Below are 14,774 nucleotides of genomic sequence, written 5' to 3'. Positions count from 1 at the left end.
CCCCCGCCGTGCTGGGCCTGGCCGCGGCGGTGCGCGAGGCGGTGGACCAGCGCAGCACCCACGTCCCGCAGCTGACCAAGCTGCGCGACGAGCTGATCGCCGGGGTGCGGGCCGAGGTGCCGGACGTGGTGCTCAACGGGGATCCGGGCGACGGCCTGGTGGACGGGGGACCGTCCCGGCTGCCGGGCAACGCGCACTTCACCTTCCCCGGCTGCGAAGGCGACAGCCTGCTGATGCTGCTGGACGCCAAGGGGATCGAGTGCTCCACCGGCTCGGCGTGCACCGCTGGGGTTTCCCAGCCCAGCCACGTGCTGCTGGCGATGGGGGCGTCTCCCGAGGCGGCTCGGGGGTCGCTGCGGTTCTCCCTCGGGCACACTTCGACGGCAGCTGACGTGCAAGCGCTCATCGAGGCGATCGGCCCGGTGGTCCAACGAGCCCGGAACGCCGGTCTGGCAGGATTGCGCAGGTCGGCGACCGCTGCCACGGAGGTGTGAGGACGTGCGAGTACTTGCCGCAATGAGCGGCGGCGTGGATTCCGCGGTCGCCGCTGCGCGGGCGGTGGATGCCGGTCACGACGTGGTCGGGGTGCACCTGGCGCTGTCGGCCAAGCCCGGCACCCTGCGCAACGGGGCCCGCGGCTGCTGCACGATCGAGGATTCGCGGGACGCCCGTCGGGCCGCGGACATGCTCGGCATCCCGTTCTACGTCTGGGACTTCGCCGAGCGGTTCACCGAGGAGGTCATCGAGAACTTCGTCGGCGAGTACGCGGCCGGGCGCACGCCGAACCCGTGCTTGATGTGCAACGAGAAGATCAAGTTCGAGGCGCTGCTGGAGAAGGCGATCGCGCTGGGCTTCGACGCGGTGTGCACCGGGCACTACGCGCGGCTGTCCATCCAGGACGACGTGCCGGTGCTGCGGCGCAGCCGGGACGAGGGCAAGGACCAGTCCTACGTGCTGGCCTCGCTGACGCCGGAGCAGCTGCGCCACTCCATGTTCCCGCTCGGCGACTCGCTCAAGAGCGAGGTGCGCGAGGAGGCGGCCGAGCGCGGGTTGGCGGTGGCCAAGAAGCCCGACAGCCACGACATCTGCTTCATCCCCGACGGGGACACCCGGAAGTTCCTGGAGAAGAAGCTGGGCCAGCGGCCGGGCAAGCTGGTGGACGCCGAGACCGGTGCGGTGCTGGGCGAGCACACCGGCGTGCACGGTTTCACCGTCGGCCAGCGGCGCGGGCTGGGCATCGACCGCCCGGCACCGGACGGCCGGCCCCGCTACGTGCTGTCCCTGGAGCCGGTCTCGGGCACGGTGAAGGTCGGTCCGGCGGAACGGCTGCAGGTCAGCGAGATCCAGGCCAAGCGCCCGATCTGGCCGTCCGGGCGGCCGTTGGCAGAGCCCACCGAGTGCGTCGTCCAGGTGCGCGCCCACGGCGGCACCGCCGAGGCGGTCGCCGAGGCCACCGACACCGGGATCCGGGTGCAGCTGCGGCAGCCGCTGCGCGGGGTGGCGCCCGGGCAGGCCATCGTGCTGTACCGGCCGGAGGAAGCCGGTGACCTGGTGCTCGGCAGCGGCATCATCTCCGCGGCCAGCTGAGGCGCGGCGCCCGGTACCGCCGCGGAGGTGAACCGCTCCTGCTCCGCCCGGTGGAAGGGCTTGGACCGGACCGCTCCGGCGGTTAGTGTCTGGCCTCACATCCGGGTGAAGGGAGCGGTCCCATGCTTGATGTCCGTGCCAGCACGGTCGCCGATGTGCTGCGGCGCAGTGCCGCCCGCCATCCCGATCGAGTGGCGTTGCGGTTCGCCGACCGCACCGGCCAGGAGCAGGTGTGGACCTATGCCGAACTCGACGCGGCGGTGACCAGGGCCGCCGCGGTGCTGTTGGAGGCGGGGGCGAGCAAGGGCGACCGGGTCGCCGCTTACGGCCGGAACTCCGACGCCTACCTGATCGGCTTCCTGGCGTGCGCTCGGGCCGGCCTGGTGCACGTGCCGGTCAACTACAACCTGACCGGCGGGGAGCTCAGCTACCTGCTGCAGCAGTCCGGGAGCACGCTGGTGCTGGTCGATCCGGGGCTGGCCGAGAACGTGGCGAAGGTGCGCGAGGAGACCGCGGTGACCGGTGTCCTCCCGCTGCGGGACGAGGTCGGATCGCTGGTGGAGCGGTGCGCTGCGGGCCCGGTCCCGGAGCTGGACGTCGCCGTGGCCGACGACGACCTCGTGCAGCTGCTCTACACCTCCGGCACCACGTCCCAGCCCAAGGGGGCGATGATGACCCATCGGGCGCTGCTGCACGAATACCTGTCCTGCGTGACCGCGCTGGACTTCTCCGCGGACGATCGCCCGCTGCACGTGATGCCGCTGTACCACTCGGCGCAGATGCACGTGTTCATGCTTCCGCACCTGATGATCGGGTCGCAGAACGTGCTGGCCGAGGACCCCGATCCGGCCGGTGCGCTGGCCCGCATCGAGTCCGAGCGGATCACGTCGTTCTTCGCCGCCCCGACGGTGTGGGTGGCGTTGAGCAACCACCCCTCGTTCGCCGAGCACGACCTCTCCTCGCTGCGCAAGGCCTACTACGGCGCTTCCATCATGCCCGGACCGGTGCTGCAGCGGTTGCGGCAGGCCCTGCCCCGGCTGGGGTTCTACAACTGCTTCGGCCAGTCGGAGATCGCGCCGCTGGCGACGGTGCTGCGCCCCGAGGAGCACGAGGAGCGCCCGGACTCGGCCGGCCGCCCGGTGCTGTTCGTCGAAGCCAAGGTGGTGGACGAGCAGGGGGAGGAGGTCGCGCCCGGGGAACTGGGCGAGATCGTGTACCGGTCGCCGCAGCTGTGCACCGGGTACTGGGAGAAGCCGGAGGAGACCGCGGAGGCGTTCCGCGACGGCTGGTTCCACTCCGGGGACCTGGTGCGCCGGGACGAGCAGGGCTACATCTACGTGGTGGACCGGATCAGGGACGTCATCAACACCGGCGGGGTGCTGGTCTCCTCCCGGGAGGTCGAGGACGTCCTCTACACCCACCCGGCGGTGGCCGAAACCGCCGTGGTCGCGGTCCCGGATCCGAAGTGGATAGAGATGGTGGTCGCGGTGGTGGTGGCCAAGGGCCCGGTCACCGAGGAGGAGCTGATCGACCACGCCCGCCAGCGCTTGGCCGGGTTCAAGGTGCCCAAGCGGATCCACTTCGTCGAGGACCTGCCGCGCAACAGCGCCGGCAAACTGCTCAAGCGGGTGCTGCGCGAACAGCTCGCGAGCTGACCGCCGGTTGCGGTGCCGACCCCCGGCGGTGTCCATAATGGCTGCGTGAGCGACGAAGTCTGGGGCGCCGGCACCGCGACGGCGGTCGGCTCGATGCCCGGCACGGACCCGGTGGAAACCGCCCGCACCGTGGTCGGCGAGCTGCCGGAACTGGTTCCGTTCCCGGAACTGCCGGCCCGCGGGGTCGGGGCCGACGTCATCGGCCGCACCGCCGGTCTGCTGGTGGACCTGGCGGTGGAGGTGGTTCCCTCCGGTTACCGGGTCACCGCGCGGCCGGGCCGGGACCACCGGCGGGCCGTGGACCTGCTGCGGTGGGACCTGGACGCGGTGGAGCAGGCGGTGTCGGAGACCGGGGCGCCGCGGGCGGTGAAGGTGCAGGCGGCCGGCCCGTGGACGCTGGCGGCGGGGGTCGAGCTGCAGCGCGGCCACCGGGTGCTGACCGACCGCGGGGCGCTGCGGGACTTCGCCGAGTCGCTCACCGAAGGGCTCGTCGAGCACGCCGCCCAGGTGGCCAAGCGCACCGGGGCGCGGGTCGTGGTGCAGCTGGACGAGCCGACCCTGCCGGCGGTGCTGGCCGGGGACCTGCCCACCCCGTCGGGCTACGGCACGGTTCCGGCGGTGCCGGAGCCGGAGGCGCAGCGGCTGCTGCGCGAGGTCGTCGACCGGCTCGGTGCTGCCACCGGGTCCCCGGTCGTCGTGCACTGCTGCGCGCAGCGGCCCCCGGTGGCCCTGCTCCGGCAGGCCGGCGCGGCGGCCATCTCGCTGGACGCGACCCGGTTGGGGGAGGTCAGCGGTTCGTTCGCCGACGAGCTCGGCGAGGCTTGGGAGGAGGGCACCGCCCTGTTCCTCGGCCTGGTCCCCGGGACCGATCCGGCGGACCGGGTGGAGCTGCGGCAGTTGGCCCAGCCGGCTTTCGACCTGGCCGCCCGGCTCGGTTTCGGCCGCTGGGTGCTGGCCCAGCGCAGCGTCCCCACCCCGGTGTGCGGGTTGGCCGGGGCTTCCCCGGAGTGGGCCCGCCGGGCCATCGGTCTCACCCGGGATTTGGCCCGGTTGTTCGCCGACGAAGCTGACCAGTAGCGGAGCCGGGTAGCCCGGCCGGTCACTTGTCGAAACCGCTCCCGGGTGTCAGAGTCGGGGCTAGGCGCAATAAGCCCTGGAGGTGGCTCCGATGCGTGCGGTTGTGCCCCACGTGGTGAGCCGGTGCCCGGTTGCTCCCCGGCAGCCGGTTGGCAGGCCGATCTCCGCTGCCTGCCGGGCGGTCCGGAGTGCTGGTACCCGTGTCGCCGTGACGCGAGACGTGCTGTTCGCGATCGACTCCGGCGGCTGACCGGCCGACTGGAATCCCCTCTGCGCCCTCCCAACGTCCTGTTCTGTCCACTGTGCAGCATCGTGGCCGGGGTACGGCCGTGCCAGGTGCTGCTCCGCTCTTCTGCTCATCCGGCGGCTTCGGGAGTCCTGCCATGCCTTTCCTGCTCCGATCCAGCCTGCACCAGCGACATACCGGGCCGCACATCGCGGCGCTGGCCGACGTGGAACCGGAACCGTACTGGTTGGCCCGCACTCCGCGCCCGCAGCCGGCTTCTGCCCTGACCCGGCCGGTGCGCGCGGACCTGCTGATCGTCGGCGGCGGTTACACGGGGCTGTGGGCGGCGCTGCAGGCCAAGGAACGGGATCCGGGGGCCGACGTCGTGCTGGTCGAGGCGCGCGAGTGCGGTTGGGCGGCCTCCGGTCGCAACGGCGGGTTCTGCGTTTCCAGCCTCACCCACGGCATTCGCAACGGTCACCGGTGGTTCGCGCCGGAACTGGGGGTGCTGGAGCGGTTGGGGATGCAGAACCTCGACGGCATCGAGAAGACCATCCGCTCCTGCGGGATCGACTGCGACTTCGAGCGCACCGGGGAGCTCGAAGTGGCGGTGGCGGACTGGCAGCTGCGCGGGTTGCGCCAAACCGCTCAGCTGGCCGGCGAGTTCGGCCACGACGTCGAGCTGCTGGACGCCGACCAGGTGCGGGCCGAAGTCCGCTCGCCCACCTACCGGGGTGCGTTGTGGATGCGGGATTCGGCTGCCCTGCTCGACCCGGCCCGGCTGGCCTGGGGGTTGCGGGAGGCTTGCCTGCGGCGCGGGGTGCGCATCTACGAGCGGACCCCGGTGGAGCAGCTGGACCGGACCGGCCGGGCGGTGCTGGCCCGCACCCCCTACGGCTCGGTGCTGGCGCGCCAGGTGCTGTTGGCGACGAACGGGTTCCCGCCGCTGCTGCGCCGGCTGCGCCGCTACGTGCTCCCGGTGTACGACCACGTGCTGGCGACCGAGCCGCTCACCGACGACCAGCTGGCAGAGATCGGCTGGGCGCGTCGGCAGGGCATCAGCGATGCCGGGAACCAGTTCCACTACTACCGGCTCACCAGCGACAACCGGATCATCTGGGGCGGCTACGACGCCATCTACCACTACGGGGGCGCGGTGCGGGACGAACTGCACGTGCGGCCGGAGACGTTCGCCAAGCTCGCCGGGCACTTCTTCGCCACCTTCCCGCAGCTGGAGGGGCTCCGGTTCACCCACGCCTGGGGCGGGGTGGTGGACACCTGTTCCCGCTTCTGCCCGTTCATGGGCACCACCAGGGACCGGCGGATCGGCTACGCCCTGGGCTACACCGGGCTGGGGGTGGCGGCCACCAGGTTCGCTTCCGGGGTGGTGCTCGACCTGCTGGCCGGCCGCCCCGGGGAGCACACCGGGTTGCGGTGGGCCACCACCCGACCGCTGCCGTGGCCGCCGGAACCGTTGCGCTGGCTGGGAGTCCAGTTGACCCGCTGGTCGTTGGGCAGCGCCGACCGCCACGGCGGGCGGCGCAACTGGTGGCTGCGCCGCCTGGACTCGTGGGGGCTGGGCTTCACCTCGTAGGCGTTGGTGGAAAATGCTTTTGAGCGAACAATTTTTGCTGAACCGGCGGTGAACGGCGTGGGCGGCTGGTAGGAAGTCCCCGTGGCTCGCAGATGCACCGAACAGGAGATCGGACAGGCCTGCTGGATAAGGACGAGCACGATTCAAGACGCCGCGTGCTTGACCTTGGTGGCCGGGGGCGGCATCAGACAAACCGCGGCCGCCTTCGGAGCGGTCCAGGAGTCCGGTCGGGAACTGGACATCGACGACTTCTGCGAGGAGGCCTTCGCGCACCAGGAGAGATATCCGATGATCGCGGTGCGCAGCCTTGGTGACTGGCAGCTGGTGGTGGAGGACGCCGGTGGTCAGGGCAGGCGGCCCGAAGTGCTGCGCCGGGCCAGTGCGCGCACCAAGGCGGTCTCGATCTACTGGGACGTGCAGGGGGAGTGCAGCTTCTCCTACGCCGCGGGCGGCAAGGTGCGGGTGTCGTTCGAGCCGGCCCTGCCGGAGTACCGGGAGGGCACCAACCCGGATCTGCTGGACTCGTTGTTGACCGGTTTGCCATGGGAGGGCGTCGATCCGGTCCCGGTGATGCTGGCGCTGGCCGGACGGGTGACCGGGCTGCCCGCCACCGAGGCGTGGCTGAGCGGCAGCTTCTGGACGTTCCCGGTCGCGGCTTGGCCGGACGATCCGCCCGCGATCGTCCACCCGGACCCGGACGTGTGCCCGCCGCGGCTGGCGGAGTTGGCGTCCCGGTCCGGGCCGCACCAGCTGCGGCAGGCGGCGCTGCAGGTCGCCCGGCACGTGCTGGCGCGGACGGACTGCTTGGAGCATCCGCTGGTGGTGCGCACGCTGCGGTTGCTGACGGTCGGTTCCCGGGTCGACCGGGGGCTGCTGGACGAGTTGTTCCGGCAGTGGCACTGGGAGAGCATCCAGCAGCGGCCGGCCAGCATCGCGCGCAACCAGGTGCGGGCGGTGCAGGTGCTGCGGCAAGCCACCGGGGAAGAACCGCTGACCGCGCTGCTGGCGGTGCTGGCCGCGGCCCGGGAGGTGCGCGGGGTGCGGGCCGAAGAACTGGTCGCGTTGGCCACCGCCGCGTTGCGGGGCACCGGTTTTTGAGGCATTCCGCCTCCGCGCGCGGCGGTGGAGCGGCACAATGTGCCGCATGAAGTTCTTCCGCCGCAACCGGACTGCAAGCGAGGGCACCAGCGAGTCGGTCGAGGCCAGCTCGGTCGACCCCAGCGTCGACGCGGCGGCTCGCGCTGCGCGGTTCTGGCAGCGGTGGAAGGAGCTGCTGCCCGAGATCAGTGCAGCGCTCGGGGACAAGGTGCTGCACCGGGTCGAGCCGCTGATCGCCGAGGCGGTCGCGGAGCTCCACCCGCACCTGAGCTTCTCCGTCGAGCGCGGTGAGAAGGCCGTCTACGCCCTGGTGATCAGCAGCCAGGAGGATCCTGAGCTGCGGGTCTACACCGACGCCTGGATGGCGGCCGCCCCGCCGGCGGACACGCTGTGGGAGTACCACGACTCCGTTCCCCCGGTGCCGGACCCGACCGAGGTCACCGTCAACCTGCGCGGGGAGAAGTACCCGCTCGACCAGGTCCGGGTGGTGGCGCAGGTCGACGAGGAGGAGGGCTTGGTGGACGTGGCCCTCTACCACCCGGGGTTCGCCCAGCTGGAGGCGGAGGCCCGCAGGGCGCTCACCTTCCTCACGCTGGACGCCACGTTGGGGGAGCGGTTGGCGGCCGCTCGGTTGGGCCGGGTGGAGACCGCCGAGCTGGAACCGCAGAGTTCCATCGGGCTGCTGGAGTTCCGCGAACTGGCCCGCAAGCTCGACGACGAACGCACCGACCAGTGATCGTGCCGCTGTGTGCCGGTGTCGGGGCGGCTCGCTAGGCTCAGAGGGTGACCAGCAAGAATTCGGACTTCCGCACCGATCAGGTGGCCGGTGTGGAGAACGGTCTACCGGCTGATCCGGCGGCCGGCCACCGGCGCGAAGGGCTCGAGGACGTCCCGGCCGAGATCCGGGAGCGCTACAACGACCTCGTCGAAGAGGTGCGCTCCCACCAGTTCCGGTACTACGTGCTGGACGCGCCGATCATCTCGGACGCCGAGTTCGACGAGTTGTTCATCGAGCTGCAGCGCCTGGAGGAGGAGCACCCGGCGCTGCGCACCCCGGACTCGCCCACCCAGGTGGTCGGTGGTTCCTTCTCCACCGAATTCACCCCGGTCCGGCACCTGGAGCGGATGCTGAGCCTGGACAACGCCTTCAACACCGACGAGTTGCGGGCGTGGGCGGACCGGGTGGAGCGCGAGGTCTCCAGCGAGGTCCACTACCTGTGCGAGCTGAAGATCGACGGCCTGGCGGTCAACTTGGTGTACCGCCACGGCAAGCTGGAGCGGGCGCTCACCCGCGGGGACGGTCGCACCGGTGAGGACGTCACGCTCAACGTGCGCACCATGAAGGACGTCCCGGATCGGCTCACCGGGACCGACGAGTACCCGGTTCCGGAGCTGGTGGAGATCCGGGGCGAGGTGTTCTTCCGCGTCGACGAGTTCACCGAGCTCAACGCCGGCCTGGTGGAGGCCGGCAAGCCCCCGTTCGCCAATCCGCGGAACGCGGCCGCCGGATCGTTGCGGCAGAAGGACCCCCGCATCACCCGCAACCGGCCGCTGCGGTTGCTGTGCCACGGGTTGGGGAAGCGCGAGGGGTTCGAGCCGCAGCGCCAGTCCGAGTCCTACGCCGCCATGAAGGCGTGGGGGCTTCCGGTGTCCCGGCACACAGTAGTTCTGTCTACTGTGGAAGAAGTGATCGAGCACATCGAGTACTGGGGCAAGAACCGGGACAGCGCGGAGCACGAGATCGACGGCATCGTGGTCAAGGTGGACGAGGTGCCGCTGCAGCGCCGGCTGGGCTCCACCTCCCGCGCACCCCGGTGGGCGATCGCCTACAAGTACCCGCCGGAGCAGGCGACCACCACGCTGCACGACATCCAGGTCAACGTCGGCCGCACCGGCCGGGTCACCCCGTTCGCGGTGATGGAACCGGTGAAGGTGGCCGGGTCCACGGTCTCCATGGCGACCCTGCACAACGCCGACGAAGTGCGCCGCAAGGGCGTGCTCATCGGGGACCGGGTGGTCATCCGCAAGGCCGGTGACGTGATCCCCGAGGTGCTCGGCCCGGTGGTGGACGTGCGCACCGGGGACGAACGCGAGTTCGTCATGCCCAAGAACTGCCCGGAGTGCGGCACCGAGCTGCGCCGGCAGAAGGAGGGCGACGTCGACCTGCGCTGCCCGAACGCGCGGTACTGCCCCGGGCAGCAGCGCGAGCGGCTGTTCTACCTGGCCAGCCGTTCTGCGCTGGACATCGAGGTGCTCGGTTACGAGTCCGCCACGGCGCTGCTGGACGCCGGCGTGATCGAGGACGAAGGGGACATCTTCAGCCTGGACGAGGCGAAGCTGCTGGAAGTCCCGCTGTTCCGCACCAAAGAGGGCAACCTGTCGGCCAACGGGGTCAAGCTGCTCAACAATCTGCAGTCGGCCAAGGAAAAACCGCTGTGGCGAGTCCTGGTCGCACTGTCCATCCGGTACGTCGGTCCCACGGCTGCCCGGGCGCTGGCCCAGGAGTTCGGTTCGATCGACCGCATCGAGTCGGCCTCGGAGGAGGAGCTGGCCAGCGCGGAGGGGGTCGGCCCGACCATCGCCGCTGCGGTGCGGGAGTGGTTCGAGGTGGACTGGCACCGCGAAATCGTCCGCAAGTGGCGGGAAGCCGGCGTTCGGATGGCCGACGAACGGGACGAGTCGATCCCGCGTCACCTGACCGGGTTGTCCATTGTGGTCACTGGGACGCTGCAGAACTACTCCCGGGACGAGGCCAAGGAGCTGATCGTGGCCCGGGGAGGTCGGGCCGCCGGATCGGTGTCGAAGAAGACCGCCTTCGTGGTGGTCGGCGATTCACCGGGGTCCAAGTACGACAAGGCCGTGCAGCTGGGGGTTCCCGTCCTGGACGAGGACGGCTTCCGGGTGCTGCTGGACGAAGGACCGGAAGCGGCCCAACAGCACGTGCTGCCCGCGGAGTGATCCCCGGCGCCAGGAGCGCTGCGGTGCGGGGCGCGGCCGCGCAGCCGCGCCCCCGCGCTCACTCCTCCAGCACGACCGAGACGATGCCGGCCAGGTGGGCCAGTCGAGCGACTTCAGCGGCCCGGAACATCGGACCGCCCGGCCGACCGGTCAACAGCACCAGGTCGGGCTTGCCGATCGGGGTCACGGCCAGTTCGGTGCCGAGCTCCTTCCAGGTCTCCGGCACCCACGAGTCCTCGACGTCGAGGATGGTCGCCCGCGGCAGCGGCAGCCAGGGCAGCTCCAGGTAGCCCTCCTGCGGGGCGGACGTGCTGGCGGCGAGCTGCTCGGCGCCGCCGGAGTGGTGCCCGAAGACCACGGCCCAGCCGGACCGGATGATGCGCGGGACCCCTTCGGCGAAGATCTGCAGCCCGCGGCGCGGTTCGGCGGCTATTTCCTCCACCAGTTCCAGCTCCCGCCGGGTGTCCAACACGCCGGCGTAGGGGCGGACCGCGTCGACCTGGACGCCTTCCACCGATTCCGCCGCGGTGATCAGCACATCGGGCAACCGGCCGGACGGCAGTTCAACGACCATGTCGTCGACCGCCGCGCCGTTGCCGCGTTCGACGACATCCAAGCTGAGGATGTCGGCACCGATCTCGCCGAGCGCGGTCGCCACCGCTCCGAGTGAACCGGGGCGGTCCGGGATCTGCACTCGGATGAGGAAGGACACCGAACTCAACGCCTCCAGCGTCATGCGCGGCACCTTGCCGGCCGCGCGGTCAGCAGCCCACGCGGCTCCGCGGACGTTCCGGGGCGGGTGAACTGCGCAGAAAATTGTGGCAGACCCGGTGAGGGTATGGGGATACCGCTGTCCAGGGCAATGCTGTGGTCGGACCGGGGGGTGGCGGGAAGTGGTGCGCACCGGCGGTGCCGGTGCTCGCCCCCTGCGGTGCGGGACCACCTGCGCTCATAGACTGGGGGTTAGCTGTGAAACCGGACATGAGCAGGGAGCCTTCGTAGTGTCCAAGATCTCCCGCGACGAGGTCGCGCATCTCGCCAAACTGGCGAGACTGGCCGTCACCGAGGACGAACTCGACACGTTCGCCGGCCAGCTCGACGTAATCCTGGATTCGGTGGCCAGGGTGGGCGAGGTCGCCGCGGACGACATCCCGCCGACTTCTCACGCGGTTCCGGTCACCAACGTGTTCCGGGCGGACGAGGTGCGGCCTGGGCTTTCGCGTGACCAGGCGCTGTCCGGTGCTCCTGCTGCGGAAGAGAACCGGTTCCGCGTGCCGCGGATCCTGAGTGAGGAGGCCTGATGACGTCGACCGATTCCGGCGGCAGCCTGACGAGGCTGACTGCTTCCGAACTCGCTGAGAAGCTGCAGGCGGGGGAGGTCTCGTCGGTCGAGGTGACGCAGGCCCACCTGGACCGGATCGCCGCGGTCGACCGCGATGTGCACGCGTTCCTGCACGTGGACACCGAGGGTGCGCTCGCCGCGGCCCGCAAGGCCGACGAGGACCGGGCGGCGGGCGAGGCCCCCTCGCCGCTGGCCGGTGTGCCGCTGGCGCTCAAGGACGTGCTCACCACCAGCGACATGCCCACCACCTGCGGCTCGAAGATGCTGGAGGGCTGGGTGCCGCCGTACGACGCGACGGTGACCCGCAAGCTGCGGGAAGCCGGCGTGGTCGTCCTGGGCAAGACCAATATGGACGAGTTCGCGATGGGCTCGTCCACCGAGAACTCCGCCTACGGGCCGACCCGCAACCCGTGGGACCTGGAGCGCATTCCGGGCGGCTCCGGTGGCGGTTCCTCCGCCGCGCTGGCCGCTTTCGAAGCGCCGCTGGCCATCGGCACCGACACCGGTGGTTCGATCCGCCAGCCGGGCGCGGTGACCGGCACCGTCGGAGTCAAGCCGACCTACGGCGGCGTGTCCCGGTACGGCCTGGTGGCCTTCTCCTCCTCGCTGGACCAGGTCGGCCCGTGCGCGCGCACGGTGCTGGACGCGGCGCTGCTGCACGAGGTCATCGCCGGCCACGACCCGATGGACTCGACCTCCATCGACCAGCCGGTGCCCCAGGTGGTCGCCGCCGCCAAGCAGGGCGCGCAGGGCGACCTCAAGGGCGTCCGCGTCGGCGTGGTCCGGGAGTTCTCCGGCGAGGGCTACCAGCCGGGCGTGGAGCGGGCTTTCCGCGCCGCCGTCGACCAGCTGGTCGCGCTCGGGGCGGAAGTGGTCGAGGTCTCCTGCCCGCACTTCGTCTACGCGCTGCCCGCCTACTACCTGATCGCGCCGAGCGAGTGCTCCTCCAACCTGGCCCGCTTCGACGCGATGCGCTACGGCCTGCGGGTGGGCGACGACGGCTCGCGCAGTGCCGAAGAGGTCATGTCGCTGACCCGCGAAGCCGGGTTCGGTCCGGAGGTCAAGCGGCGCATCATGCTGGGCACCTACGCCCTGTCGGCCGGTTACTACGACGCCTACTACGGGCAGGCCCAGAAGGTCCGCACGCTGATCACCCGCGACTTCGACGCGGCGTTCGAGAAGGTCGACGTGCTGGTGTCGCCCACCACGCCGACCACCGCCTTCAAGCTCGGCGAGAAGACCGACGACCCGCTGGCGATGTACCTGTCGGACCTGTGCACCATCCCGGCGAACCTGGCCGGCAACGCGGCGATGAGCGTGCCGTGCGGGCTGGCCGAGGAAGACGGCCTGCCGGTCGGCCTGCAGATCATGGCCCCGGCGATGGCCGATGACCGGCTCTACCGGGTCGGCGCCGCCTACGAGGCGGCCCGCGACGCCGCGCAGGGCGGTCCTCTGATCGACCGTGTTCCCCAGCTGGAGGTCGCGTGATGAACCCGAAGCTGAAAGCAGCCTTCCAACTCGCTTCTGCGCTCTCGGCCGTGTTCGGGTTGCGCGCGAGTTTCCGCCAGGCGCGCAAGGACAACGACAAGCTCGCACTGGCGGATGTGATCGTCACCGCGCTGGGTGTGGTCACCGGTACCGCGCTGGCCGTGCGGGCCCTGCGTAAGGGGGAGGACGAGAAGTGACGGCGGTCGCCGACATCATGGACTACGACGAGGTCGTCGAGCGGTTCGACCCGGTTCTCGGCCTCGAGGTGCACGTCGAGCTCAACACGCGCACCAAGATGTTCTGCGGGTGCGCCAACGTGTTCGGCGCCGAGCCGAACACCCAGGTCTGCCCGGTGTGCCTGGGACTCCCCGGTGCGTTGCCGGTGGTCAACGCCAAGGCGGTGGAGTCGGCCATCCGGATCGGGTTGGCCCTCAACTGCGAGGTCGCGGAGTGGTGCCGGTTCGCCCGGAAGAACTACTTCTACCCGGACATGCCGAAGAACTTCCAGACCTCGCAGTACGACGAGCCCATCGTCTTCGACGGCTACCTGGACGTCGAGCTGGAGGACGGCGAGGTCTTCCGGGTCGGCATCGAGCGCGCCCACATGGAGGAGGACACCGGCAAGTCGCTGCACGTGGGCGGTGAGACCGGCCGGATCCACGGCGCCGAGCACTCGCTGCTGGACTACAACCGCGCCGGGGTGCCGCTGATCGAGATCGTCACCAAGCCGATCACCGGTGCCGGGGCCCGCGCTCCGGAGGTGGCCCGCGCCTACGTGAAGGCGCTGCGGGAACTGCTGCTGGCGCTCGGGGTTTCCGACGTGCGCATGGAGCAGGGGTCGCTGCGCTGCGACGCGAACGTCTCCCTGATGCCGAAGGGCTCCTCCGAGTTCGGCACCCGCACCGAGACGAAGAACGTCAACTCGCTGCGCAGCGTGGAACGCGCGGTGCGCTACGAGATGCAGCGGCACGCCGCGGTGCTGGCCGAGGGCGGGACGATCCTGCAGGAGACCCGGCACTTCGACGAGTCCACCGGGACCACGTCGCCCGGTCGTCGCAAGGAGACCTCCGAGGACTACCGCTACTTCCCGGAACCGGACCTGGTGCCGATCGCGCCGTCCCGGGAGTGGGTCGAGGAGCTGCGCAAGACCCTGCCGGAAATGCCGTGGGAGCGGCGCAAGCGGGTCCAGCAGGAGTGGCAGCTCTCCAACGAGGAGCTGCGCGACCTGGTCAACGCCGGGGCGCTGGACCTGGTCGCCGAGACCGTGGACGCCGGCGCGGCACCCGGGGAAGCCCGCTCCTGGTGGGTGTCCTACCTCGCCCAGCAGGCCAACAACCGCGGTGTGGAGCTCGGCGAGCTGAGCATCACGCCCAAGCAGGTGGCCCGGGTGATCGAGCTGGTCGCCCAGGGCAAGCTCACCAACAAGCTGGCCCGCCAGGTGGTGGACGGCGTGCTGGCCGGTGAGGGCGAGCCCGACGAGGTGGTCGAGGCCCGGGGTCTGGAGGTCGTCTCCGACGACTCGGCGCTGCAGAAGGCCGTGGACGAGGCGTTGGCGGCCCAGCCGGACGTGGCCGAGAAGATCCGCGGCGGCAAGGTGCAGGCCGCTGGTGCGATCGTGGGCGCGGTCATGAAGGCGACCAAGGGCAAGGCGGACGCCAAGCGGGTTCGCGAGCTGGTGCTGGCCGCTTGCGGTCAGTGAGCTGACTTCGACCGGAGAACCGGTGCCGGGGACCTCCCGGCACCGGTTCT

13 protein-coding genes are annotated in these 14,774 nt (G+C 70.8%); 12 read left to right on the top strand and 1 reads right to left on the bottom strand.

Translation table 11 applies throughout. The annotated features are described in order from the left end of the window. The 8 genes from SREC43747_RS0108985 to ligA form a co-directional block, all read left to right on the top strand. Positions 1-494: aminotransferase class V-fold PLP-dependent enzyme (locus SREC43747_RS0108985; protein WP_029720862.1), on the top strand; the 494-nt coding region annotated here is incomplete at its 5' end. Between the two features lie 4 nt (positions 495-498). Continuing rightward, positions 499-1,587, top strand: a complete 1,089-nt coding sequence (gene mnmA / locus SREC43747_RS0108980) for a tRNA 2-thiouridine(34) synthase MnmA (RefSeq protein WP_029720861.1) — start codon at positions 499-501, stop codon at positions 1,585-1,587. A gap of 122 nt (positions 1,588-1,709) precedes the next feature. Beyond that, on the top strand, positions 1,710-3,242 hold the full coding sequence (locus SREC43747_RS0108975) for an acyl-CoA synthetase (RefSeq protein WP_029720860.1): 1,533 nt from the start codon (positions 1,710-1,712) through the stop codon (positions 3,240-3,242). 45 nt (positions 3,243-3,287) lie between these two features. Next, positions 3,288-4,319: a methionine synthase gene (locus tag SREC43747_RS0108970; protein ID WP_029720859.1), complete on the top strand. Its 1,032-nt coding sequence runs from the start codon at positions 3,288-3,290 to the stop codon at positions 4,317-4,319. A gap of 383 nt (positions 4,320-4,702) precedes the next feature. Then, positions 4,703-6,139 (top strand): NAD(P)/FAD-dependent oxidoreductase, encoded by a 1,437-nt coding sequence (locus SREC43747_RS0108965; RefSeq protein ID WP_051387897.1) that lies wholly within the window; start codon positions 4,703-4,705, stop codon positions 6,137-6,139. An 81-nt stretch (positions 6,140-6,220) separates the two neighbouring features. Beyond that, positions 6,221-7,237, top strand: coding sequence for a DUF6461 domain-containing protein (locus SREC43747_RS0108960; protein ID WP_029720856.1), 1,017 nt, complete (start codon positions 6,221-6,223; stop codon positions 7,235-7,237). 46 nt (positions 7,238-7,283) lie between these two features. Further along, entirely contained in the window at positions 7,284-7,973 is a 690-nt protein-coding gene (locus SREC43747_RS0108955) for a hypothetical protein (protein ID WP_029720854.1), read from the top strand. 83 nt (positions 7,974-8,056) lie between these two features. Next, complete coding sequence (gene ligA, locus SREC43747_RS0108950; RefSeq protein WP_029720852.1) at positions 8,057-10,195, top strand: NAD-dependent DNA ligase LigA; 2,139 nt, start codon at positions 8,057-8,059, stop codon at positions 10,193-10,195. Positions 10,196-10,253: 58 nt separating this feature from the next. Here ligA and SREC43747_RS0108945 read toward each other — a convergent pair whose 3' ends face one another. Then, a complete protein-coding gene (locus SREC43747_RS0108945) occupies positions 10,254-10,907 on the bottom strand; it encodes an ACT domain-containing protein (protein ID WP_029720851.1) in 654 nt (217 codons plus the stop codon). A gap of 289 nt (positions 10,908-11,196) precedes the next feature. Here SREC43747_RS0108945 and gatC point away from each other — a divergent pair, with 289 nt between their 5' ends. The 4 genes from gatC to gatB are packed head-to-tail and all read left to right on the top strand — an operon-like array spanning position 11,197 to position 14,724. Further along, positions 11,197-11,496 carry an Asp-tRNA(Asn)/Glu-tRNA(Gln) amidotransferase subunit GatC gene (gene gatC / locus SREC43747_RS0108940; protein WP_029720850.1) on the top strand — a complete coding sequence of 100 codons (300 nt, stop codon included), beginning with the start codon at positions 11,197-11,199 and terminating at the stop codon, positions 11,494-11,496. After that, complete coding sequence (gatA, locus tag SREC43747_RS0108935) at positions 11,496-13,025, top strand: Asp-tRNA(Asn)/Glu-tRNA(Gln) amidotransferase subunit GatA (RefSeq protein WP_029720849.1); 1,530 nt, start codon at positions 11,496-11,498, stop codon at positions 13,023-13,025. Before gatC ends, gatA begins: the two co-directional genes overlap by 1 nt. Then, positions 13,025-13,222, top strand: a complete 198-nt coding sequence (locus SREC43747_RS0108930) for a hypothetical protein (RefSeq protein WP_029720847.1) — start codon at positions 13,025-13,027, stop codon at positions 13,220-13,222. Before gatA ends, SREC43747_RS0108930 begins: the two co-directional genes overlap by 1 nt. Continuing rightward, the gene (gene gatB / locus SREC43747_RS0108925) at positions 13,219-14,724 is read left to right on the top strand and encodes an Asp-tRNA(Asn)/Glu-tRNA(Gln) amidotransferase subunit GatB (RefSeq protein ID WP_029720846.1); all 1,506 of its coding nucleotides are present in this window, start codon (positions 13,219-13,221) and stop codon (positions 14,722-14,724) included. Before SREC43747_RS0108930 ends, gatB begins: the two co-directional genes overlap by 4 nt. Positions 14,725-14,774: the final 50 nt, after the last annotated feature.

The sequence above is a fragment of the Saccharopolyspora rectivirgula DSM 43747 genome, from assembly GCF_000497205.1.
Taxonomy (GTDB): Bacteria; Actinomycetota; Actinomycetes; order Mycobacteriales; family Pseudonocardiaceae; genus Saccharopolyspora; species Saccharopolyspora rectivirgula.
Note: the sequence above shows the minus strand (reverse complement) of the source record. Positions and strands in the feature narration are given on the sequence as shown.

Excerpts from the sequence above, each read along its gene's own strand:
- SREC43747_RS0108930 (WP_029720847.1), top strand. The coding sequence starts at position 13,025 with ATGAACCCGAAGCTGAAAGCAGCCTTCCAACTCGCTTCTGCGCTCTCG.
- SREC43747_RS0108975 (WP_029720860.1), top strand. The coding sequence starts at position 1,710 with ATGCTTGATGTCCGTGCCAGCACGGTCGCCGATGTGCTGCGGCGCAGT.
- gatA (WP_029720849.1), top strand. The coding sequence starts at position 11,496 with ATGACGTCGACCGATTCCGGCGGCAGCCTGACGAGGCTGACTGCTTCC.
- SREC43747_RS0108965 (WP_051387897.1), top strand. The coding sequence starts at position 4,703 with ATGCCTTTCCTGCTCCGATCCAGCCTGCACCAGCGACATACCGGGCCG.
- SREC43747_RS0108955 (WP_029720854.1), top strand. The coding sequence starts at position 7,284 with ATGAAGTTCTTCCGCCGCAACCGGACTGCAAGCGAGGGCACCAGCGAG.